Below are 21,499 nucleotides of genomic sequence, written 5' to 3'. Positions count from 1 at the left end.
CGAAAGAGAAGAACGGCGCGGAGCGGTAGTTCAGTTGGTTAGAATACCTGCCTGTCACGCAGGGGGTCGCGGGTTCGAGCCCCGTCCGTTCCGCCAACATTAAGAAGCCCTGAGTTAGCAATAACTCAGGGCTTCGTTGTTTTTAATCTTTGCTTAATTCTGCCTTGGCAAAGGTCACTGCCTGGTTGGCTGCCCATTCGCGGCGGGCAATGATTCGATAACCTCCCCCACCCAGTGCCGCACCGATAAACCAACTGAAGTTAGCCACCTGATGCAGGCCCGGCGTAAAGCTGATGGCCAGCCCGATCGCCACGGCCGGTACCAGCGCCCAAATCGCATTCGGATTGAAGCCGTTCTTGTACCAGTAACGGCCGTTTGGCGTGGCGTTATACAGGTCGTCGACGTGCAGTTCGCCGCGCTTGATGATGTAAAAGTCCACCAACAGAATACCGAACAGCGGGCCGATAAAGGCGGCCAGTACGTCCAGCGTGTAATGAATCAGCTCGGGTGACTGGAACAGGTTCCACGGCGTCAGCAGGAATGAGCCGACGGCGGCGATCATGCCGCCGGTGCGGAAGCTGATCTTCTGCGGTGAGCAGTTGGAGAAATCAAACGCCGGCGACACAAAGTTGGCCACGATATTGATGCCGATGGTGGCGACAATCATGGTCAGCAAACCCAGGGCGACGGCGATATCGCTGTCGAGGCGGGTGACGGTTTCGATCGGATCGGTGATGAGCTGCCCAAACAGCGGCAGGGTGCCGGAAACGATCACCACGGTCACCAGCGAGAACAGCAGATAGTTGAAGGGCAGGCCCCAGCGGTTACCGCGCTGCACTTCGGCAAAGCTTTTGCCGTAGCGGGTAAAGTCACCGAAGTTAAGCAGCGGGCCGGAGAAGTAAGACACCACCAGCGCGGTGGCGGTCAACATCAGCCAACCCTGTTCACCGGTGCTCAGGGTTTTGCTCGACAGCGTGAGGGACAGGTTGGAAAAACCGACGCGGTAAACAATCCAGCCTGCCAGCGCGAACATCACCACGTAAACCGCCGGTCCGGCGATATCGATAAAACGCTTAATGGCCTGCATGCCGTGCCAAAACACCATCGCCTGCAACAGCCACATGGTGATGTAACAGACCCAACCCAGTTGCGACAACCCGAGGAAATGCGGCTGGGTCATCGGCTCCAGCGACGGGAAGAATTTCAGCAGCGTCAGCATCAGTGCGTTGGAAGCCAGATAGGTTTGGATGCCGTACCAGGCGAAGGCGATCATGCCACGGATCACCGCCGGAATATTGGCACCGAACACGCCAAACGCCTGACGGCTTAAAACGGCGTAGGGCACGCCGCCGAGCTGGCTGGGTTTAGCCACCAGGTTGGCGCAGAACTGCACGATGCAAATCCCCACCAGCAGACAAATCAAGACCTGCCAGCTCGACAACCCGAGGGCGAAGAAGCTGGCGGCCACCACATAGCCGCCCATGCTGTGCACATCCGACATCCAGAAAGAAAAGATGTTGTACCAACTCCAGTTCTGGTCACGCGTGGGGGCCAGGTCGTCGTTACACAGCTTGGGACTGTAGTTTTCATTAGGGTTTGGCATAAATCGTGCTCCTCTCAAGAACGTCACCCGGATGTTGTTATCTGTTTTTTGGCAAAGATTGCTGAGAGGGCTTTTGCAGGATCCAGGCCAGACTGCTCATTTTTGTATACAAGAGATATTATTCTTGTATACGATTTGATTATCTAAGGGGACGGGGAGCAGCAAAATGATCGGTACAGCGATCGGCACCAATGCCGCGTGGCATGGGCAGCAGGCCAGTTATTTCATTGAAGATAAAGACGATCATATTTACAACTCACTGGTGAAGGCGATTGTTGAGCATCGGTTGCTGCCCGGCAGCAAATTGCCGGAAGAAACGTTGGCGGAGACCTTTGGTGTCAGCCGCACCGGTATCCGGCGGGTGCTGCAGCGCCTTGCCGCAGTGCAATTGGTTACCCAACTGCCCAAACGTGGTGCACAGGTCGCCACGCCGGGGCAGGGCGAAGCGGCGAATGTTTTCCAGACGCGAAAAATGCTGGAGTGCGCCAATCTGCCGCAGGTGATTACCCACTGCCGTGAAGAGCATCTGTTGGTGATGGAACAGATAGTGGCGCAGGAGCAGCAGGCCCACCGCGATCAGGACGGTGCGGCGGCGATCCGCCTGTCCGCCGCGTTTCACGTTCAACTGCAGGCGATCGCCGGTAATCAGGTGCTGACCGAGATGGTTTCACTGCTCACCCTGCGTTCATCGTTGGTGATAGCCGTTTACGGCTCTCCCTGGCAGCAGGGCTGTCGCTGCCACGATCACAGTGATTTGCTGATGTTACTGCGCGACAAAGACAGCGCGGCGCTGGCGGATCATATGGCCCGTCATTTTGACGACATTGTGGCCAATCTGCGGTTTGACCAGGCTGTAAATGAAACGCCAGATTTCGCCCAAATCTTTGCCGAATCCGGCTCGCGGGAGTCGCTATGACCGCGGGTTGCATCATTCAGGTCATCAATCCGAACACCAGTCGGAGCATGACCGAAACCATTGCTGTGGCAGCCCGATCGGTGGCCGCACCCGATACCGAGATCCTGGCGGTCTGCCCGCAGGAAGGGGTGCCATCAATAGAAGGGCATTTTGACGAAGCCATTGCTGCCATCGGCGTATTACAGCAGGTGAAGTTGGGACGAGAGGCGGGTGTCAGCGGCCATGTCATCGCCTGTTTTGGCGATCCGGGCCTGCTGGCGGCGCGGGAGTTGGCAAACCGGCCGGTGATTGGCATCGCCGAGGCGGCCATGCATATGGCGACGCTGGTGGCGACGCGTTTTTCCATTGTCACCACCCTGCCGCGTACGTTGGTTATTGCGCGGCATTTACTGCATCAATACGGTTTTGAGCGCCACTGCGCCGCACTGCATGCGATCGATCTGCCGGTATTGGCGCTGGAAGACGGCAGCGGTCTGGCGCAGCAAAAGGTGCGTGAACACTGTATTCAGGCAAAACACCAGGACGGCAGCGGGGCGATTGTGCTCGGGTGCGGCGGCATGGCCGATTTGGCGCGTGAGTTGACTCAGGAACTGGGGATCCCGGTGATCGACGGCGTCAGCGCCGCGGTAAAAATGATCGAGTCGTTGCATGCGCTCGGCCTGAACACCAGCAAACACGGCGATCTGGCTTTTCCGCAGGCCAAACCCCTGTCCGGCATGTTTGGCGGTTTTAACCGGTCATCAGTAAAGGGAAACAGCGATGAGTGAGTACCAGTTCAACCAGGATTATCCCCGTGATTTGATCGGCTACGGTGGCCAGCCACCCCATGCTCGTTGGCCGGGACAGGCGCGGATCGCGGTGCAGTTTGTCCTCAACTACGAGGAAGGGGCGGAAAATAGCGTGCTGCACGGCGACGCCGGTTCTGAACAGTTTCTCTCCGATATTATCGGCGCGGCCAGCTACCCTGAACGGCATATGTCGATGGAGTCCCTGTACGAATACGGTTCTCGCGCCGGGTTCTGGCGTATCCATAATGAGTTTCAGCGCCGTGGCCTGCCGTTGACGGTGTTTGGTGTGGCGATGGCGCTGGCGCGTAATCCGTTGGTGGTTGAGGCAATTAAAAATGCCAATTATGACGTGGTCAGCCATGGCTGGCGCTGGATCCACTACCAGCACATGGACGAAGCGACCGAACGGCAGCATATGCAACAGGCGATCGCGGTATTGCGCGATCTGTTCGGCAAGGCACCGCTCGGCTGGTATACCGGCCGCGACAGCCCGAACACCCGCCGGTTGGTGGTGGAGCAAGGTGGACTGTTGTACGACAGCGATTATTACGGTGATGACCTGCCGTTCTGGACCGAGGTGCATTGTGCCAACGGTGAGACGAAGCCGCATTTGATCGTGCCTTATACGCTCGAGGCTAACGACATGCGCTTTGCTTCGCCGCAGGGGTTTAACACCGGTGAGCAGTTCTTTACCTATCTGAAGGACAGCTTTGACGTGCTGTATGCCGAAGGGGCGGAGTCGCCGAAGATGTTGTCTATCGGCATGCATTGCCGTTTACTCGGGCGTCCGGGCAAGTTCCGCGCGTTGCAGCGTTTCCTGGACTATATCGAGCAGCACGATCGGGTCTGGGTATGTCGCCGGCAGGATATCGCCGACCATTGGCTGGCGCAGCACCCGTTCAAGCAATAAAGAAAGGGCCGATACGGCCCTGAATTTTTACGCCACCGAAAGGGTTCGATGACCAACGGGATCCTGGCTCGGCCTGACAACAATTTCAATGTCATAGCCGAGGCGGTTGAGACAATCCATCAATTTTTTTTCCGACATGTTGAAAAATTTACCGTGATACAGGGCAGAGACGCGCGCCTGTGGCAGGTTCATTCGTTTGCCCGCTTCAGCCTGATTGAGACCTAATTGTTTGATGGTACTGATGATCTGGATAGCGAGATCGGCTTTTAGTTGCAGATTGTCGGCATCAGGCAGATTTAAATCGGCAAAAATGTTATCCGAGCCGAGCTCAAAATCATTTTCGTCATATTTTGCCATTTTTCATGTCCTCATAAACCTGTTTGGCTCTATTAAGGCGAGACTTGATGAGTTCAATATCCGCTTTTGGCGTCGCTACACCTGTCTTGGATTTTTTCTGAAAGCAGTGCAGCACAAACACGGCATCCTCAAATCGTAGGGTATAAACCGCTCGGTAGGTATTACTGTCATGGTCTTCTACGACTTCCAATACGCCTGCGCCTTGAAACCCCTTGAGAGCCTTCACGCCAGGGGGGATTAATCCGGCCTGCGCGCAATGAAGGGAATAACCGACGGATTTAATGACCTCATCCGGCAGCGAAAGCAGATCTTTTTTGCTGCTGGCGATCCATACCAACTGTCTTACCCGATGTGTGTCCATGAACGATCACTCCTTGATCATATTTTTGGATTATTACACAACTGATATAAAGCGGCAATGCGGGAGGGGAGGTTGGGCGGAGTGACCTCCGCCCAAAGGATCAGAACAGGACGGAGTAGTTCAGGCCAAAGGTGCGGCCGCGGCCTTTATAGCTGTAAAGCTCTGGCGAGCCGTAAGTTGGGCTATAAAGGATCGGTGCGCGCTGGCCCCAGACTGTGGTGTATTCCTTGTCCAGCAGGTTCTCCACGCTGAAGCTGACTTTACCCACTGGCAGGGCGTAGCTGCCAAGGAAGTCGATGGTGTTGTAGCCATCAATTTTGCGGCCCTGAGTGGAGCCGGCCTTGGTGTAGTCGCCGTCATCCGACACGTCGAAGCTTTGCTGTGACTGCAGGCGCAGGTTCCAGTCGCCCGGTGCCCAGCCGACATAGGCGGTGACTTTCGACGGGCTGGCGGTGTCCACCAGCAACTTTTTCCACTCGCCGTTGACCTTGGTCTCGGAGCGAATGAAGTTGAAGTTGGTGCCCGCACTCCAGTCACTGTCTTCGAAGAAGTAATCGACCGCGCCTTCTACCCCATAGATACGACGCTTATCCGAATTGACGTTAATGGTCATGTCGGTTTTGTTGATCGAAATACTCTTATCGGACAGAGAATAATAGCCGGCGATCTGCGTGCGCAGGTTGTCGCCGGTATAGCGCCAGCCGAGCTCATAGGAGTTAACCTTGATGCCTTCCAGCTTGGAGTCGCCGACGTTGACGCTTTTGTTCAGCTGATAGTGGCCGTTGTTCAGCGAATAAGTGCCGTTGCCGTAATATTTGCCCGGATCCGGAATTTCGTAGCCCTGTGAGAAGTTGACCCAGGTCTGTTGACGTTCGGTCAGGTGCGCCAGCAGGCCGGCGTTGAACAGGGCGTTGTTGTAGTCGGTTTTCCCGCCTGGGATCGCATCCGCTGAGGTTGCACCGCCGGTAGCGATGGCCTGCTGTTGGTTATAGCCGACAAAGTCATCAATCTTGTTTTCGGTGTACTGATAACGCACGCCGCCGCTCAGGGTAAAGATCGGGTTGATGTCGTAACTGGCCTGCATAAAGGTGGCCAGATTGCTGGTGGTATAACCCGGATAGCGGCCGGTGTTATAGGCATTTTCCAGCGTCATACCGCCGGATTGCTGCGCCTTTGCCAGATTGAAGAACTGCTGATTGGAGTTAAAGCTTTCATGCTCGGCGTCGATGCCGTAGGTCAGCGTCAGCGCGTCGATCGGTTTGCTGTTCAGCGTCAGCTTGCCGCCGTAAAAATCGGTTTTCTGCTGTGAGGCACCGATGCTGCTGACATAGTAGTCCGGCGCTTTGCCCGCCAGCGTCGGGAACGGATAGAAGGTCAGCGACTCATCGCGATAATAAACCTGAGCGACCAGATCCTGCCCGAGGAAATCGGTGTTGGAGTATTGCAGGTTAATCAGGTGGCGTTCAGTGCCTGGAATACGATCCGAATTCAGATCACCGCTGTTGTACGCCTTGGCGCTGCCGGTCACGGCCGCGAAATTCTCCCCCAGATACAGGCCGTGGTCACCATCGGACTGGCTTTTGTAATACTGGGTGGTCAGCTGCAACTGCTGGTGATCGTCAATATTAATGGTGCCGGTACCCATCACGTCGAGACGATCGGAATACTGCAGGCCGGTCTGGGTATTGTCGATCAGGACTTCATTGCCTTTGCCATCGTACCAGCCGCCGTAACGCTGGTAAGAGACCGACAAGCGGCCCGAGGCATTGTCGTTGCCACCGCTGACCGCCGCCGCTACGTTCTCATCGTGGTCGTTATGGCCGCCAAAGCCGGTTTTGCCGCCGACCTGTAGCTCAACCTGCTGCTCTTTCTGGCCCTTTTTGGTGACGATGTTGATCAAACCGCCGGTGCTGCCGCCGCCGTACAGTGAGGTGGCACCGGAGATCACTTCAATGTGGTCGATGTTAAACGGGTCGATCGAGTCCAACTGGCGGCTGTCGCTGCGTGAAGAGTTCAAACGCACGCCGTCGATCATCACCATCATCGAACGGCCGCGCAGGTTCATGCCGTAGTTGGTACGGCCCTGACCGCTGACGTCCATCCCTGGGATCAACTGCGCCAGCATGTCCTTGATCTCTTTGCCACCCTGTACCTGTTGCTCAATTTCCTGGCTTTCAATCACCCAGGTGGTCTGCGCCATTTCTGCCACGGAACGGTGCGAGCGGCTGGCGGAAACCACCATTTGCTCTTCGCTTTTTTGTTCTTCTGCCCAGGCTGCTGCGGGTGCGATCATCGCCAGCAGACAAGGATTTAATACCCAGAGGTGTTTGCGCTTCATCATTATTTTCCAGTGGTTCCCATCATTGGTGTGTAGTTAAAACTCGGTGTAATTGAGCATGACGTGATCGGCACGGGCTGGGGTGCCCGGTTGCCGACTGCGCCATTGGATCACCGCCGGGGTGGACGTTAAATCGAACTGGTCGCGTCCTAAAGCCCGGTTGAGAATACGAGCCGATCGCCAGGCCATCAGGCTGAGCTGGGGTTCGGCGATGCCGTGACTGTGCATGCCGGCGTTAACCGCAAACAGGCAGTTTTCCTTGGGGCCTTCCCATTCGAGGGTGAAGTCGGGGGCCACGCGATACTGGTCATCGGCCGTGGTCAGCAGACGATCCGCCAGCGGCTCGAGGAAAGCCGGGCGATCCTGCTGATAGCCAGTGGCGAAGATCACCACGTCGGCATCGAAAGTTTCCTTACCCTGATCGAGATGGTGATGAGTCACCAACTGCCAGCCGTTGCCTGCGGCCTGGATCGCCGCCAGTGAGCGGCTTGGCAGCAAGTGCGCCCAGGGTTTCTCACGCAGCACTTCAAACTGGTGATACATAGCGCGGTAAATTGCCAGCAGCGAATCGCTGGTGATGCCGTCGGAGGTCATCTTCTGCTCGGTCAGCATGCGCTGCTTGGCGCTGTCGTTCAGGCCATAGAAGCTGTCGACGTAGTCCGGCGTGAAGTACTCGTTGGCGAAGGCGGCTTCGTCCAGCGCGTTATAGTTGTTGCGACGTGAGATCCAGTTCAACTGCGCCGGCTGGCCCCATTCGGCGCGGAAGATGTTCAGGAACAGATCGGCACCGCTCTGGCCGCCGCCGACGATGGTGACGCGCTTGCCGGTCAGGTCCGGGTTGCGCAGCGTCATCTCACTGGCGTGGAAGCAGCGGTCGTTCTGTTCGGTGACGCAGTCCGGCAGCTTGATGCGTTTGCCGATACCCAGACAGACGTGGCGCGCCCGGTAGGTGGCTCGCGGGGTGGTGACGACAAATTGGCGCTGCTGGTCGTCAAAATCCACGCTTTCAATTTCCTGGCTGAACTCGAGCGATTTCAGGCCATTGGCGGCCCAGTCGAGGTAGTCGGCGAACTCTTCACGCGATACCGTGTGCAGTTCGGTGGTCAGGAAACGGTAAAATTTCTTCCGTTTCACCAGATAGTTAATAAAGCTGTAGGGATTGGTCGGCGATACCGCGCTGACCAGATCCTTCAGGAAACTGGTCTGCATATGGCAGTCCGGCACCATCATGCCGGGGTGCCAGGAAAAGTGCGGTTTGCGCTCGAGAAACTTTGCGTTAAAACCGGCAACTTCACTGCCCAGTGCGGCAATGCTGAGGTTGAACGGGCCTACGCCAATGCCGATGAAATCCAGGGGCTGATTCATTGGGCAAACTCCTTGGTGACCAGGTAAAGAGGGTTATCCAGATCCTGCAGATAGTTTGGCAACATGCGGCTGCCGCCATCCTGCTCCGAGTAGGTGAGTTTCACCGGGTTGAGCACCACGCGAATGATTTGCGGTTTAAACAAATCAAACAGGGCAAAACGTTCCGCCATCTCCGGGTGCTGTGCCATATAGCTTTCCAGCACCTGCGCCAGCAGTTGATAGAAACGCGGTTCACTCACCCCGCAGGCCTGCATCAATGGTGAGATAAAACGCAGCACGGTGACGAAATGCCCGGTTTGCAAATCATGGATCAGATAGTCGGCGGACAGACGCACAGTGACGTCTTTCACCACTTTCGGCAGCGAAGCCGCTTCGGGGAAGTCCTGATCCACCAGGCGCATATCCCCCTGGAAGTCTTTCAACAGCACGCGCTGCGGCACCTGGTCTTTCATCACCAGCGTGATGTTCTGCCCGTGGGCGATCAGCGCCACGCCGTAGCGGCACATCAGGTGGTACATCGGCAGCACCACCACGCGGAACATCTGTTGCAGCCAGGCTTCGGCGTCGAGAGCGGAATTGGCAATATAGGCGGCGATCAACGGTTGGCCGAGGTTGTCGGTTTCCATCAGCGTCGCCATCAAAATGGCCTGTTCGCCTTCCTGCAGATAACAAGAAGGGTTCTCGCGCCAGATCACCCCCAGCATTTCCTGATAGCGGTAGGGCGCCTTGGTCAGCGAAGCGTAGGTTGGATGAGTCATGTAACCTGCCGCCGGTTCGCCAAGGATCTCGGCCCCGCTGGTACGCAGCGTGCTGTCTTCGGCAAAAATCTGTTGTAGCCAGCGGGAAGCGGCCGGTCCGGCGCTGATATATTTGCCAGGAATGCCGCGATAACACGAGGTGTTGTAAATTGTCAGCGGCAGCTTGATGTCGAATGCGGAGCGGCGGCTGATGTTGGTCAGGGTGCGCAACGATTGCTGGGCCAGATAGCTGTCGCCGAACTCACCCAGCTCCACCAGTTCCCCTTCGGCCAGCTGCGGCAGGAAGTGCAGGGCGATTTTTTGCTGCCACTGCCACGGGTGCAGTGGCACCGGGATCCAGTCTTGGGTCAGTTTCAGCTCGCGCCAGCGGCGGTCAAAGCGCTGACGTTCGGCGCTATCCATGGCGCTATCCAGCAGATTGGCCAGCGGATAGGCTTCATCAGCACACCAGACGAAGCTGCCACGTTTGGCTGCTACCCAGTGCAGCCGGAACTGGCCCTGGTATTCCGGCGCATACTGCTGCAGCGCGGTCAGCCCCCAACCGCGACGGCCTTTGTTAAAGATAAACTTGGGATGTCCTGCCAGCAGACATTGCAGCGCATCGGCGTCCAGTGCGATCAGATCCTGTGCGCTCATGCCGTGGCGGGCAGACAGCAACTGCATATCGCCGCGCAGTGTGGCGTACAGGTCTTCCAGATGTTCGGCGACCTGCGCATCGTCCATCTTCAACACCTGTGCCAGTTGGCGCAGCGTTTGGTCGGCGGCTAACGGCGATTGATCGCAGACCAGCGTAGTCGGATCGATGTGCAGCCAACCCCAGATACCGCGTTCGGCGCTGAAGCGGTAGTGGGCATCGCCCAGCGCAATGCGCCATTGTCCATCCTGTTGTTCGGCGTGCAGCGTGCGTTCGTATTCCAGTTCGGCCAGGATCTTGGCGATCATCTGGCGGTTAACGCGCTGCCAGTCGGCGTAATCAGGGGTCATCATACGCAAGCCTCCCGGAAGAATTCATCACGCTGATTCATTATCAAACGCGAACGTTTATGTGGGAAATCAAACTCTTTAAGGGTGTGATAGCCGGCGGCAGGCAGGTGGCGGAACAGCCGCTGATTGTCAGCGCGCGGCTCGGCGACCACTCGCGTGGTGCGTGGCTCATCCAGATACAAGTAATGCGTCAGGCCGCGTAGCCAACTGCGGATGTACTGTGCGCCGCGGCAGTCTTCCTCACCGACCAGCATATGCAGCCCGCGATCGAATGGCTGCCAACGGTAGTGACGGCCAATGCGATCCTCCGGCGCCCAATAAACTTCGAAATAACCGAACGGGCGATCGTCAAAGCAACCCAGCAGCGGGTAGCAGTAGCTGGAGTCCAGTTGACGCTGCAGGTAGGCGGCCTGGGTTTCGAGCGGGCCGCTCATTTCCCAGAAGGCATCGACACGCGGCGAGTTCATCCAGCGGGTGAATTGTTCGGCGTCGCGTTCCACTTCCGGCAGGCGGAAGCTCAGGGTCTTCTTCAATTGCGGATCGTAACGGCGATAGACCTCACCGCTGGGCCGTACCGGGCGCTGTGGAAACCACAGGCTGCGTTCAGCGTCATACTGCATCTGGCCAGAGGCACGGTTGCGTTCAGCAATGAGCCACAGTGGTAATTGATAAAAGGTTTCGCGCGCCAGATAGTCACTGCTGGCCAGGGCGAACAGTGCCTGCGCCTGCGGTTCTTCACGCCATTGCGCATAGGGCAAGGTGACACCGCTGAGCTGCGGTGCCGCTACCAATAACTGGTCCAGCGCCACTACCAGCCAGCCCTGCGGCAACGGGCCCGGATAGTGCAGCACGGCGCTGCCATCGAGACCGAAACCCAATTGCAACTCCTGTTCCAGCCGCTCACAGCGAAAACCGCTGCCGGCATGCATCAGTTTGGCGTGTGGCATCATTGGGCAGCCCCCTGGCGCAGCGGGTTAACGAAGTCGAAGTAAATCACCGCCGGATCGACGATGGTGTTTTCGTTATGGTCGTGCAGATAACAGAAGAAGTTGCCTTTGCAATTCCAGTGGCTGCTGTCGAGCACATAGTCCAGGCACAGAGTATTTTTGGCGCTGGCGCGCAGGCCGCTCAGTGCGTCGCGAACCCGGGCCATCAACGGTTCTTCACTGTCGAAACCGGCCGCGGCCAGCGCGGCGGTTACCGCCAGGCTGGAGTTCACCAGCAGGTAGTAAGGGAAGTAGCGCAGCAGTTGCTGTTCGCTGAAGCGGTTTTCCGCATCGGCTTCGCCAATTTCTTCCAGCCAGGGGCCGGCATCACGGGTAAAGCCGCTGCCCTGACAGTCGCGGTACAGCATGCCGATCGGCAAATCCTGCTGCATCTCAACCAAAATATTTTGCTGGTGAGCCAGCAACACCAGGCCGTAATCGGCTTCGGTGCTGAACAGCGGCAGCAGGACCTGTTGGCAGTAAGCGTCGAGCCAGGTGTGGGCGGCCTGTTGCAATGGCAGATTCAGACGGCTGGCCAAACGGCGTACCGCTGCAGCCAGCAGGCTGTCACCGCCATCCGGCGCGGCCTGGGTCAGCGTCACCAACACGTTGGTCTGGCTTTGTGGCTGATCGAACAGCAGGTTATCGCGCAGCGCCATCAGGCTTTCTTCCTGGATGGTGCCGTCCGCCGAACGCAGACCGGCCCAGCCGTCTTCCTGCATTACGCGGAAGGTCGGATAGCGCGCCTGCAACTGCTGCCAGCGTGATGTTTGCGCCAGACGTGCCAGGCGGATGCCGCGCTTCACTTCTTTTACTGACAGGGTGCGTACCGAGTTGGTCAGACGCACGCTGAGGGAAAACTTGATCATGTCGCGGTTGCTGGCGCTGTACAGCGAGCGCGAAGAGCTGGTTGGCAGCCAGCGTTCGCCGGCTTCGCCCAGATCGTGCAGCAGCCCCTGGGCCACCAGATCCTGACACCAGCTCTGGGTCAGCAAATGGTCGGCCTGCCAGGGATGCATCGGCAGCAGCCAGACGTCATCGCTAAAATGGGCCAGCAGCTGCGGGGCGCTTTCGGCGGCAAAACGTTGCAGGCGTTGCTGCAGCGTCAGGTTCAGGCTGTCACCGCACAGTTGGCGTTTATCCACGGCGAACCAACGCAGCGGGAAGCTGGCGCCAAAGTCCGGCAGATAACGGCGTGCCTGCTGTTGGTTGAACGGCTCATGAGACTTCGGTGCCGGGTGGAAGGCGTGACCGACCAGCAGGCCCTGTTCCGCCTGGGCGAAGTTCAGCGGCTTGTCGCGCAGCGCAGGCCAGTCCAGACGGATATCGATCGCCTGTTGGGTATTACCATGACTCTCCAGCACACGCTGACGAAAACGAGCGACCACGTCATCCGACAGTTCGCCTCTCACCGCCGGTTTTTCCAACATCAAGGAGATAAGCTGTTCCACGCTCAGCGCAACGCCGGCACCGTCATCTTGCTGATGCAGGTAGGCGGGGAACCGATATTGGTGATGCTGAGTGGGGGAGATATGGCGTAAAGCGATGCGAATAGCCTGAGAAGGCGAAAGTGGAATGTGGAGCTGCGGATGCTGTTGGTCGTTGGCTGGCGGAATGATTTGCCAGTCCCGGGTTTCACGCATCAATGCGTTGAGAAAACATTGTGCAGCCACGTCGGTCGTCGCGGTTTCAAACTGGATTGTCATGATCCCATTTCACTGTTGAATCAATTGAGAATGATTCTTATATCAATAATATTTATTGTTATCAATCGTCCTATGATACAATTTTTCAATGAATTGAACATAACCTTATAATATTATTAACGGTAAATTTACGTTTGATGCATATTTCTTCTCCCCCAAAATCACCGACAATTGGGAATACGTCTCCTTCCAACTGGCCGCTGGCACTTTGCGCCGGGTTGTTGGGCATCGGGCAAAACGGCCTGCTGGTGGCGTTACCGGTGTTGGTCAGCATGACTCACCTGTCGCTTTCCGTCTGGGCCGGGCTACTAACGCTCGGCTCAATGCTGTTTCTGGTTGGCTCTCCGTGGTGGGGCAGGCAGTCTGAAATTCGTGGCTGCAAGTTTGTAGTAACCCTGGCCTTAACAGGGTATTTGTTCAGTTTTGCTTTACTGGCATTGGCGGTTTGGGGGCTGGCGGCCGGCTGGCTTTCGCCGATGCTGGGGCTGGGCGGCCTGATCGTGGCGCGGATTATTTATGGTTTGACGGTCTCCGGCATGGTACCGGCCAGCCAGACCTGGGCTTTGCAGCGTGCCGGTTACGAACAACGGATGTCGGCGCTGGCGACCATCAGCTCCGGGTTGAGCTGCGGGCGGCTGCTTGGCCCGCTGTGTGCGGCATTGGCGTTGTCGATTCATCCGATGGCGCCGCTGTGGCTGATGGCGATTGCGCCTTTAATCGCCTTGTTGGTGATATGCCGCCAACAAAAGGATCCGCCTTTACCGCCGGTGGCCCATCAGCAAAACCGACTGCGTCTTAATATGGTGCCTTACCTGCTGTGCGCGGTGCTGTTGGCGGCTTCGGTCAGCCTGATGCAACTGGGATTGGCACCGCATTTGACCCGGATGTTCAGCCACTCGGCCACTGGCGTCAGCCATCATGTGGCGGTGTTGCTGAGTGTGGCGGCGGCCTGTACGTTGTTGGCACAGTTCCTGGTGGTGCGGCCACAGCGCTTTAGCGCGCCACAATTGCTGCTGATTGCGGCGGTGTTGATGGTCGTCGGCCTGGGCCTGATGTGTGCTCAGCTGCTGGCCTTGTTCTATGCCGGTTGTGCGCTGGCCTCCTTTGGCGCGGCCATGGCGACACCGGGCTATCAACTGATGTTGAACGATAAATTATCCACCGGCAAAGGATCGGGAGCTATCGCCACCAGCCACACGCTGGGTTACGGCCTGAGTGCGCTGATGGTGCCGGTGGTGGCCAGGTTTTATGGTGAGTCGCAGCTGATCGCGGCGGCTCTGATGATGGCGGTTCTGCTGGGCGGTATCAGCGGCTGGTTGTGGTGCCAGCACCGTATCCAGGTAAATTCTGCGGGAGAGTAACTGTTATGTCCGGCGTATCAAGCTACAGAATTTTTGATATCACACTGAAAGTAAAAGAAAACGTATCGCCTTCCTTGCTGCGCTGCGTATTCGAAGGACCGGATGTCCATCGCATGAAGTTAGAGGCGCCGGATCAGCGCATCAAACTGTTGTTCCCGGCCGAGAATGGCCAGCAGCCACTGTTGGAAAACAGCGACGACTGGTACCGCCACTATATGGCGATCCCGAAAGAACAACGCCCGGTGATGCGGACTTATACGCTGCGTGCGTTGCGCACGGAACACAATCAGATGGACGTCGAGTTTGTGCTGCATGGCGTCAACGGCCCGGCTTCCGCCTGGGCGACCCAGGCCAAACCGGGGGATGTCCTTCAGGCAGTGGCACCCAATGCCGATTTTGACGGTGACAGCGGCGGTTATGAATGGGCACCGCCGAGCGTGCTGCAACATGCCCTGCTGATCGCCGATGAAACGGCGGTACCGGCGGCGGTAGGTATTTTGGAACAGCTGGCGCAGCGGCCCAATCCACCGCAAGTGCAGGCGTTCTTTGAAGTACCGGTAGCGGGGGATTGCCTGAATATGGACCGCTTCCCGTTTGCCGAGGTGTATTGGTTACCGCGTGACGTTGGGCACCAGCAAATACATGGCACACTGCTGGTGGAGTCGGTACGCCAGCGGGTAAATATTCCAGAGTCGGCGCGTACGCAAGCACAGTCGCTGACGGAAAACAGCCTGGGCGGCGACCTGCTGTGGGAACGAGCGGAAGGGGCGAAAAGTTTCTACGCCTGGGTTGCGGCGGAGTCTTCAGCGGTGAAGGCATTACGCCGTTACCTGATTGGCGAACGCGATTTGGACCGTTCCACCGTGAACTTTATGGCCTATTGGTGCTGAGCTAATCCTTCAATAGCCGGCTTCACTTTGGTGGCGGAGCGGGATCTCCGCGTCGTCACCTCTTTCCAGGCCAGCGAGCCAATGATCGACCTCTGCATGAGACAGATGTTTACCATTTGTCTGATAGATTCCCCATGCCTGCAGCGCATCTTTGCGCAGCGTTTCGCGTTTTTCTTCTCGCTCGACGTATTCACGGATTGCCTCACGAATTATCCAGTGCACGCTACGTTGACGTACCACTGCGATTTGCTGTACTCGATACTTCAGTTCTTCATCAATTTTAATCAACATTGCACTTGTCATTGGTCTTCCCTGTTAGCTAAAAATAATACCTCAGACGGCTGACAAAGCCCGTTATTAGGGAGAGTGTGGCGAAGGGGTCGTAGCGGCTCGTCCGCCGACCAATTTGCCGGGAGCAAATTGAAACGACTTCCAGTCGGCCCGTAGGGTGGGGCACATGGATGTACCCCATAATGGCCCCTCGGTGCGCTAGGCCCGAGTATCTCGGGTTCAAAGACAACTGATACCTTTGGCTACTATACGGCGGGTTGAGTCGGGCTGTCCGAATTTTGTTCAACCGCGATTATTCTGCCATCAAACTCACATGCGCAGCCACAATACGCCAGCCGCAGGGCAGTTTGACCCAGGTTTGCATCTGGCGGCCGAGCCTATCGCTGCCCGGGCGGCGGAATTCGGTACTGGCCACCGCCATATCATCGCCGTAGGTGGTGATGACGGTGTTTTCCAGCAGACGAACCAGCCCTTTCGAGGGACGCTGCTGGCGGAAGTCACGGATCTGATCGATGCCGTACAAATTTTCCGTCGCGCCGTAACGGACAGTGCGCCCATCGTGCCAAAACAGCTCATCCAAAACTTCAATATCATTGCCAATCAGCGCCTGTTCATAGCGATAAAACGCGCTGTTCACTTCTGCCAATACCGCCGGTCGATCGATATATTCACTTTTCAAGGTTAATCCTGTTTTCCCGCTAAACCACAGAAGGCCACACCGCGTTGCTCCAGCGCATAGGCGGCTCGCAGCGCCAGATCCTCACGCCACGGCGGCGCGATAAGCTGCAGGCCGATCGGCAGCCCGGCCGCAGTTTTCAGCGGCACCGTCACCACCGGCAGACCGAGGAAGGAGATCGGCTGTGTCAACATGCCCATGCTGGCGCGGATCGGCAGGTCGGTGCCGTTGATACGCATGGTTTCCTGACCAATCTCCGTTGCGCCGCACGGCGTGGCCGGGGCGATCAGAATGTCCCAGTGTTCAAACAGCGGCAGTACCTGCTGCTGAAAATGAGAGCGGAAACGTTGTGCCTGCAGATACCAGGCGGCGGGCAGCATGGCACCGGCCAGCAGCCGCTCGCGCGACAGCGGTTCAAAGCGCTCAGGCTGGCTGCGCAACTGCGGGAGATACTGGTTCCCCCCCTCGGCGGCGGTGAGAATGAACGCCGCCGAGCGTGCCAGTTCGGCCTGCGGCAGTTCGACTTCGGCGATGGCCTCCAGCGCCTGAGCGACCTGTTGCACCGCCGCTTTGGCGTCGTCATTGCACCACTGCTGGAAATAACCGGCCAGTACCGCACAACGCAGCCCCTGCTGACCACGCGGCAGCAGCGATTCGGTTTGGGTGATCGGTTTTTCCGCCTGGAAGCGGTCTTCGACGTCGGTACCCTGCATCACGTCATACACCGCTGCCAGGTCGCGTACCCGACGGGCAAAAGGACCGACATGATCCAGACTGGCGACAAACGGCTGGCTGCCGCTGCGCGAAAGGCGGCCAAAGGTCGGTTTCAGGCCGAAGATGCCGCACAGCGAGGCGGGCACGCGTATTGAGCCGTTGGTATCGCTGCCGAGCGAAAATGTCACCAGTCCGGCGGCGACTGCAGCCGCTGATCCGCCAGAGGATCCACCGGCAATACGTGTGGTGTCGTGTGGGTTGCACGTTGCACCGTAGTGGCTGTTTTCGGTGGTAAAACCGTAGGCATAGGCGTCCATATTCAGCATGCCAGAGAGCAGCGCGCCTTGCGCCGCCAGCTTGTTTACCACCCAGGCATCTTGTTTGGCAGGGGGGTTATCGCTGAACAGGCTGGCACCGGCCAGGGTGGTTTCCCCGGTGACGTCGAACAGGTTTTTCACCGCGTAAGGAATGGCTGCCAGGCTGGGTAGCGTTTGCCCTTGGGCACGGCTGCGGTCGAGAAGATCGGCCTCACTCAACATACGTTCGCGGGTGACGTGGGTATAGGCGTTCAGCGAAGGATTTTGGCTGTCGATATTGTCCAGCGTTTGCTGGGCGATCTCGCGGGCGGAAATCGCGCCTTGTTTCAGGGCGGCGCGGATCTCGGCGATCGACAGTGCGCTTAGTGGATTCATGCTCGATATACCCCGGCAATCTCCAGACGCTGATCGAGCGGCAGGGCCATCAGCGGTTCCGCCATCGCAGCGATGCGGTTGAATTGGATCAGCAGTTCCTGACGGCGCACGTCATTCAGCTCCAGGGCCAGCACGGCTTCCATCTGGCTGATATAGGTCGCCCAGTCGGTGGCAGGTGGGTGGTTCATCGGTGTCCCCTTTTTGAGAGATCGGTTAGAAGCCGGCGGCGCTGCCGTTGCTGCGTGGATCAAAAGCGCCTTCGAGCATGCCGTTAGTATGGCGAACAATGGCACCGGCGTGGCCGACCGCTTCGCTGAAATCCGGCAACAGTTCCACGTCGTGGCCGCGTTGACGCAGGTAGGCAAGGGTTTCTTGGCTGAAACGTCCCTCCAGTTTTAATGAGTCGGAGCTTTCACCCCAGGTGCGGCCGAGTAGCCAGCGCGGCGCACTGATCGCCTGTTGCAGCGGCAGCCCCTGCACCACATGGCGGACAAATACCGCCGCCTGGGTTTGCGGCTGGCCATCACCCCCCATGGAGCCGTACACCAGGGTACGCCCGTCATACAGACGTGCCGCTGCCGGGTTCAACGTGTGGAAAGGTTGTTTACCCGGCGCCAGTGCCAGCAGGTGCGCGGCATCCAGGCTGAAGGACGCACCCCGGTTTTGCCACAGTACGCCACTTTGCGGCAGTACCACGCCGCTGCCGAATTCGTGATAGATACTCTGGATAAAGGACACCGCCAGACCGCTGCTGTCCATCACCCCCATCCAGACGGTATCGCCCGGCCCTTTGCCTTTGCCCCAGGCGGCGGCTTGTTCAGGATCGATGCGCCTGGCCAGGGTATCCAGATGTTCTGCCGTCAGTAGTTCTTGCGGATCCTGAGTCATTTGACGCGGGTCGGTGATAAATTGATCGCGCAGGCCGAAGGCCAGTTTGGTGGCCTCGACGATGCTGTGTACCACCGCACCTTCGCTACGGCTGGCGAGCGGCAGGCGATCGGTTAGCCCGAGGATTGCCAGCGAGACCAGGCCCTGAGTCGGTGGTGTCAGGTTAAATATCTCCCCTTTTTGATGCTCCAGCCGCAGCGGGGTGCGGCGGCGCGGCCGATAATCTGCCAGATCCTGCGCGGTGAGCGGCATACCGAGCTTGGCCATATCCGCTGCCATGCCCTGTGCCAGCGGGCCGCGATAGAAGCTGTCCAGGCCCTGTTCGGCCAGAGCGATCAGAGTATCCGCTAACTGCGGCTGACAGAAACGTTGTCCGGCGTGAGGGATTTCCCCGTGCGGCAGGTAGGTGCGGGCAAAATGCTCCCGATCTGCCAACTCATGATATTTGCTGCGGGTAGCCGCCTCCTGCGAGGCAGTGACCGGAATGCCGTCTGCGGCATAGCGAATCGCATCTGCCAGCAGTCGCGACAGCGGCAACTGTTCGCCGCCCAATTCAACGGAATAGCCCAGTGCTTCCTGCCAGCCACCGACGGTACCGGCGACGGTCAGCGCGGCTTTTGGCCCCCGATGTGGAATGTGACTTTCACCAGCGTAAAAATCCAGAGTGGCCAGCGATCCGGCAGCGCCGCTGGCGTCGATCGCCACCGGATCACCCTGCGGCGGAACGATCAGCCAGAATCCGTCGCCCCCCAGGCCATTCATGTGCGGGTAGACCACGGCGATGGTCGCGGCGGCGGCGACCATGGCTTCAATCGCGTTGCCGCCTGCGCGCAGTACCGCCAGTGCACTTTCACTGGCGAGGTGATGTGGCGTGACGGCCATGCCCAATGGCGCGGTGTTGCTGTTAATCATTTCTTGGCCCTTGTTTGAGGTCAGCGTCTGCCTTAAACATAAGCAAGAGACGTTCCATGTTTTCTGCCAGCGCAATAATCGCTTGCCAGCGGGTGGATTGGCCGTGGTATGTTCCGCTGAAACAAAGGTTACAGCTGGAGTAGCAATGAAGCAGATTGATGAACGCCTGCGCGGGGACTATCCGCAGCTCACGCCGCAGGAACAGCGGGTGGCCGATTTTATTTTCGATCACTTTGATGACCTGATCAGCTACAACAGTGCCGAACTGGCGCGCCTGAGTGGCGTCTCCAAAGCCACCGTCAGCCGCTTGTTCAAACGCCTGGGTTACCCGAGCTACCGCGCTATGCGTGATGAATTGCGCACCCTGCGTCAGAGCGGTATGCCGCTGACCGATAACCGTGATGCGGTGCAGGGCAATACCCTGCTGGCACGCCACTACAAGCAGGAAATGGCTAATCTCACCCAGTGGGTGAACCATATTGATGCCGAGCAGTTCAACGCGGTGATCGCTGCTTTGGTGCAGGCGCGGCGAGTGGTGCTGATGGGGTTTCGTAACAGCTATCCGGTGGCGATGCATCTGCGCCAACAACTGATGCAGGTGCGTGAGCAGGTGTTACTGGTGCCGCAGCCCGGCCAGACGTTGGCGGAGGAACTGGTCGATATTGATCGGCGGGATGTGGCGGTAGTGGTGGCATTTCGTCGTCGGCCACGCCAGTTGCGGGCGTTATTGACGCAGTTACAGGTTCAACAGGTGCCGACTTTGCTGGTGTGTGAGCCGCAGGCGCAGGCGTTGATCCCGCTGGCCAACTGGCATCTGGCGGCGCCACTCGACAGCGTTTCTGCTTTCGACAGCTACTCTGCCGCCATGAGTCTGGCCAATCTGCTCAGCAATGCCTTGCTGCATGAGACGCTGGCGCAAGGGCGGCAACGTATTCACCAGATTGCCGATCTGTATAGCGATCTGGATGAGTTGGAACAGCGCTAAACTCAGCGCCATTTTGGTGCTTTCGCACTTAGATGGTGCGCTACTTGCCCGCTTAATAGATCCCCCTGCTATCACTTTGACAGGGGAGTTTCCTTCTTAATGCCCTAACTTACGGTCACTAAAGCCGATCGTTCCTTACACCCTAGATTGGCACATTAGTTGCGAAGTGATAATCAAAGAATCTTTTGTTTCATCATTTCACCATCGGGGATAATCTATGAACTTCAAGAAAATCGGGGTAGTGGCGTTAGGTGCGGTGCTGTTGCTGGCGCAGGCCGCTTCGGCGATGGCGGATCAACTGCAGGAAATCCAGCAGCGTGGCGTGCTGCGGGTGGCGGTGCCACAGGACTTCCCGCCATTCGGCTCCGTGGGCACCGATCTGCAGCCGCAGGGTTATGACATCGATATGGCGCAGTATCTGGCCGACAAGATGAAACTTAAGTTGCAGTTGGTGCCGGTCACCAGCGCCAATCGCGTACCTTATCTGCAAACCAACAAGGTCGATCTGGTGATTTCCAGCCTGGGCAAAAACGCGGAACGCGAGAAGGCGATTGCTTTCAGCCGTATCTATGCGCCGTTCTTCCTGGGTGTGTTTGGCCCGAAAGAGTCGGTACTGGCTGACGCCGCGCAGTTGGACGGTAAAACCATCGGCGTGACGCGCGGTGCGGTGGAAGACATGGTGCTGAGTGATACCGCGCCGAAGGGCGCACAAATCAAGCGCTATGAAGACAACAACACTACGTTGTCGGCCTATCTGTCCGGCCAGGTGCAATACATCGCCACCGGCAACCTGGTGGTGAGCGCCATAGCGCGGCAGAACCCGACCAAAGCGCCGGTGGCCAAATTTATGCTGAAAGATTCACCCTGCTATGTCGGTCTGCGTCTGGGTGAGCCGGCGCTGAAAGCGAAAGTGGACGAGCTGATTGAACAGGCGTTGAAGGACAACACCCTCAATGGCCTGTCCGAGAAATGGCTGAAAGCGCCGCTGCCTGCCGACTTCGGCGCATAACGGGAGCGC

The 21,499-nt window shown here is 57.9% G+C and carries 20 protein-coding genes and 1 tRNA gene; 8 read left to right on the top strand and 13 right to left on the bottom strand.

Going from position 1 to position 21,499, the window contains the following annotated elements:
* Positions 1-19 precede the first annotated feature (19 nt).
* Positions 20-96: transfer RNA gene (locus tag BEI65_RS20990), tRNA-Asp, on the top strand.
* A 46-nt stretch (positions 97-142) separates the two neighbouring features.
* Here the strand turns inward: BEI65_RS20990 and BEI65_RS20985 are convergent.
* A complete protein-coding gene (locus BEI65_RS20985; protein WP_099064961.1) occupies positions 143-1,603 on the bottom strand; it encodes an NCS1 family nucleobase:cation symporter-1 in 1,461 nt (486 codons plus the stop codon).
* A 166-nt stretch (positions 1,604-1,769) separates the two neighbouring features.
* On the opposite strand from BEI65_RS20985, the gene BEI65_RS20980 reads away from it, so the two are divergent.
* The 3 genes from BEI65_RS20980 to puuE are packed head-to-tail and all read left to right on the top strand — an operon-like array spanning position 1,770 to position 4,217.
* Positions 1,770-2,519 (top strand): GntR family transcriptional regulator, encoded by a 750-nt coding sequence (locus tag BEI65_RS20980; protein WP_099064960.1) that lies wholly within the window; start codon positions 1,770-1,772, stop codon positions 2,517-2,519.
* Positions 2,516-3,286: an allantoin racemase gene (gene hpxA / locus BEI65_RS20975; protein ID WP_099064959.1), complete on the top strand. Its 771-nt coding sequence runs from the start codon at positions 2,516-2,518 to the stop codon at positions 3,284-3,286. The genes BEI65_RS20980 and hpxA overlap by 4 nt, the downstream gene beginning before the upstream one ends.
* The gene (gene puuE, locus BEI65_RS20970; protein ID WP_099064958.1) at positions 3,279-4,217 is read left to right on the top strand and encodes an allantoinase PuuE; all 939 of its coding nucleotides are present in this window, start codon (positions 3,279-3,281) and stop codon (positions 4,215-4,217) included. Before hpxA ends, puuE begins: the two co-directional genes overlap by 8 nt.
* Positions 4,218-4,244: 27 nt before the next feature.
* Here the strand turns inward: puuE and BEI65_RS20965 are convergent, their stop codons facing one another.
* The 7 genes from BEI65_RS20965 to BEI65_RS20935 all read right to left on the bottom strand — a co-directional run bounded on the left by BEI65_RS20965 (position 4,245) and on the right by BEI65_RS20935 (position 13,072).
* Positions 4,245-4,574 carry a helix-turn-helix domain-containing protein gene (locus tag BEI65_RS20965; RefSeq protein WP_099064957.1) on the bottom strand — a complete coding sequence of 110 codons (330 nt, stop codon included), beginning with the start codon at positions 4,572-4,574 and terminating at the stop codon, positions 4,245-4,247.
* Positions 4,561-4,935 (bottom strand): type II toxin-antitoxin system RelE/ParE family toxin, encoded by a 375-nt coding sequence (locus tag BEI65_RS20960; protein WP_099064956.1) that lies wholly within the window; start codon positions 4,933-4,935, stop codon positions 4,561-4,563. Before BEI65_RS20960 ends, BEI65_RS20965 begins: the two co-directional genes overlap by 14 nt.
* A gap of 100 nt (positions 4,936-5,035) precedes the next feature.
* A complete protein-coding gene (locus tag BEI65_RS20955) occupies positions 5,036-7,273 on the bottom strand; it encodes a TonB-dependent siderophore receptor (protein WP_099064955.1) in 2,238 nt (745 codons plus the stop codon).
* 36 nt (positions 7,274-7,309) lie between these two features.
* Entirely contained in the window at positions 7,310-8,638 is a 1,329-nt protein-coding gene (locus BEI65_RS20950) for a lysine N(6)-hydroxylase/L-ornithine N(5)-oxygenase family protein (RefSeq protein ID WP_099064954.1), read from the bottom strand.
* Positions 8,635-10,383, bottom strand: a complete 1,749-nt coding sequence (gene iucC / locus BEI65_RS20945) for an IucA/IucC family siderophore biosynthesis protein (RefSeq protein ID WP_099064953.1) — start codon at positions 10,381-10,383, stop codon at positions 8,635-8,637. Before iucC ends, BEI65_RS20950 begins: the two co-directional genes overlap by 4 nt.
* On the bottom strand, positions 10,380-11,330 hold the full coding sequence (locus BEI65_RS20940; RefSeq protein ID WP_099064952.1) for a GNAT family N-acetyltransferase: 951 nt from the start codon (positions 11,328-11,330) through the stop codon (positions 10,380-10,382). Before BEI65_RS20940 ends, iucC begins: the two co-directional genes overlap by 4 nt.
* Positions 11,327-13,072 carry an IucA/IucC family siderophore biosynthesis protein gene (locus BEI65_RS20935; RefSeq protein WP_099064951.1) on the bottom strand — a complete coding sequence of 582 codons (1,746 nt, stop codon included), beginning with the start codon at positions 13,070-13,072 and terminating at the stop codon, positions 11,327-11,329. Before BEI65_RS20935 ends, BEI65_RS20940 begins: the two co-directional genes overlap by 4 nt.
* A gap of 137 nt (positions 13,073-13,209) precedes the next feature.
* Between BEI65_RS20935 and BEI65_RS20930 the strand changes: the two genes are divergently transcribed.
* Together BEI65_RS20930 and BEI65_RS20925 are read left to right on the top strand one after the other, a co-directional pair.
* Positions 13,210-14,433 (top strand): MFS transporter, encoded by a 1,224-nt coding sequence (locus BEI65_RS20930; RefSeq protein ID WP_099064950.1) that lies wholly within the window; start codon positions 13,210-13,212, stop codon positions 14,431-14,433.
* Between the two features lie 5 nt (positions 14,434-14,438).
* Positions 14,439-15,323 (top strand): siderophore-interacting protein, encoded by an 885-nt coding sequence (locus BEI65_RS20925; protein WP_099064949.1) that lies wholly within the window; start codon positions 14,439-14,441, stop codon positions 15,321-15,323.
* 9 nt (positions 15,324-15,332) lie between these two features.
* Here the strand turns inward: BEI65_RS20925 and BEI65_RS20920 are convergent, their stop codons facing one another.
* From BEI65_RS20920 to BEI65_RS20900, 5 genes are all read right to left on the bottom strand, one after another.
* Positions 15,333-15,626, bottom strand: coding sequence for a CopG family ribbon-helix-helix protein (locus BEI65_RS20920; RefSeq protein WP_099064948.1), 294 nt, complete (start codon positions 15,624-15,626; stop codon positions 15,333-15,335).
* A 280-nt stretch (positions 15,627-15,906) separates the two neighbouring features.
* A complete protein-coding gene (hpxZ, locus tag BEI65_RS20915) occupies positions 15,907-16,293 on the bottom strand; it encodes an oxalurate catabolism protein HpxZ (protein ID WP_099064947.1) in 387 nt (128 codons plus the stop codon).
* Positions 16,294-16,295: 2 nt separating this feature from the next.
* The gene (locus tag BEI65_RS20910; RefSeq protein ID WP_099064946.1) at positions 16,296-17,696 is read right to left on the bottom strand and encodes an AtzE family amidohydrolase; all 1,401 of its coding nucleotides are present in this window, start codon (positions 17,694-17,696) and stop codon (positions 16,296-16,298) included.
* Positions 17,693-17,884 (bottom strand): oxalurate catabolism protein HpxX, encoded by a 192-nt coding sequence (gene hpxX, locus BEI65_RS20905; RefSeq protein ID WP_099064945.1) that lies wholly within the window; start codon positions 17,882-17,884, stop codon positions 17,693-17,695. The genes BEI65_RS20910 and hpxX overlap by 4 nt, the downstream gene beginning before the upstream one ends.
* Positions 17,885-17,909: 25 nt before the next feature.
* Complete coding sequence (locus BEI65_RS20900; RefSeq protein WP_099064944.1) at positions 17,910-19,496, bottom strand: gamma-glutamyltransferase family protein; 1,587 nt, start codon at positions 19,494-19,496, stop codon at positions 17,910-17,912.
* A 145-nt stretch (positions 19,497-19,641) separates the two neighbouring features.
* On the opposite strand from BEI65_RS20900, the gene BEI65_RS20895 reads away from it, so the two are divergent.
* Positions 19,642-20,481 (top strand): MurR/RpiR family transcriptional regulator, encoded by an 840-nt coding sequence (locus BEI65_RS20895; RefSeq protein ID WP_099064943.1) that lies wholly within the window; start codon positions 19,642-19,644, stop codon positions 20,479-20,481.
* 217 nt (positions 20,482-20,698) lie between these two features.
* Complete coding sequence (locus BEI65_RS20890) at positions 20,699-21,490, top strand: transporter substrate-binding domain-containing protein (RefSeq protein WP_085115319.1); 792 nt, start codon at positions 20,699-20,701, stop codon at positions 21,488-21,490.
* Positions 21,491-21,499: the final 9 nt, after the last annotated feature.

Source organism: Serratia sp. BW106 (assembly GCF_002607755.1).
Taxonomy (GTDB): Bacteria; Pseudomonadota; Gammaproteobacteria; order Enterobacterales; family Enterobacteriaceae; genus Serratia; species Serratia proteamaculans.
This window is presented reverse-complemented; position numbering and strand designations above follow the sequence as displayed.

Bases quoted from the DNA above. Each gene is read 5' to 3' on its own strand.
- BEI65_RS20955 (WP_099064955.1), bottom strand. From the start codon at position 7,273: ATGAAGCGCAAACACCTCTGGGTATTAAATCCTTGTCTGCTGGCGATG.
- BEI65_RS20985 (WP_099064961.1), bottom strand. From the start codon at position 1,603: ATGCCAAACCCTAATGAAAACTACAGTCCCAAGCTGTGTAACGACGAC.
- BEI65_RS20960 (WP_099064956.1), bottom strand. From the start codon at position 4,935: ATGGACACACATCGGGTAAGACAGTTGGTATGGATCGCCAGCAGCAAA.
- iucC (WP_099064953.1), bottom strand. From the start codon at position 10,383: ATGATGACCCCTGATTACGCCGACTGGCAGCGCGTTAACCGCCAGATG.
- puuE (WP_099064958.1), top strand. From the start codon at position 3,279: ATGAGTGAGTACCAGTTCAACCAGGATTATCCCCGTGATTTGATCGGC.
- BEI65_RS20930 (WP_099064950.1), top strand. From the start codon at position 13,210: ATGCATATTTCTTCTCCCCCAAAATCACCGACAATTGGGAATACGTCT.
- BEI65_RS20910 (WP_099064946.1), bottom strand. From the start codon at position 17,696: ATGAATCCACTAAGCGCACTGTCGATCGCCGAGATCCGCGCCGCCCTG.
- BEI65_RS20925 (WP_099064949.1), top strand. From the start codon at position 14,439: ATGTCCGGCGTATCAAGCTACAGAATTTTTGATATCACACTGAAAGTA.
- BEI65_RS20895 (WP_099064943.1), top strand. From the start codon at position 19,642: ATGAAGCAGATTGATGAACGCCTGCGCGGGGACTATCCGCAGCTCACG.
- hpxA (WP_099064959.1), top strand. From the start codon at position 2,516: ATGACCGCGGGTTGCATCATTCAGGTCATCAATCCGAACACCAGTCGG.
- BEI65_RS20935 (WP_099064951.1), bottom strand. From the start codon at position 13,072: ATGACAATCCAGTTTGAAACCGCGACGACCGACGTGGCTGCACAATGT.
- BEI65_RS20920 (WP_099064948.1), bottom strand. From the start codon at position 15,626: ATGACAAGTGCAATGTTGATTAAAATTGATGAAGAACTGAAGTATCGA.
- BEI65_RS20900 (WP_099064944.1), bottom strand. From the start codon at position 19,496: ATGATTAACAGCAACACCGCGCCATTGGGCATGGCCGTCACGCCACAT.
- hpxX (WP_099064945.1), bottom strand. From the start codon at position 17,884: ATGAACCACCCACCTGCCACCGACTGGGCGACCTATATCAGCCAGATG.
- BEI65_RS20980 (WP_099064960.1), top strand. From the start codon at position 1,770: ATGATCGGTACAGCGATCGGCACCAATGCCGCGTGGCATGGGCAGCAG.
- BEI65_RS20965 (WP_099064957.1), bottom strand. From the start codon at position 4,574: ATGGCAAAATATGACGAAAATGATTTTGAGCTCGGCTCGGATAACATT.
- BEI65_RS20890 (WP_085115319.1), top strand. From the start codon at position 20,699: ATGAACTTCAAGAAAATCGGGGTAGTGGCGTTAGGTGCGGTGCTGTTG.
- BEI65_RS20940 (WP_099064952.1), bottom strand. From the start codon at position 11,330: ATGATGCCACACGCCAAACTGATGCATGCCGGCAGCGGTTTTCGCTGT.
- BEI65_RS20950 (WP_099064954.1), bottom strand. From the start codon at position 8,638: ATGAATCAGCCCCTGGATTTCATCGGCATTGGCGTAGGCCCGTTCAAC.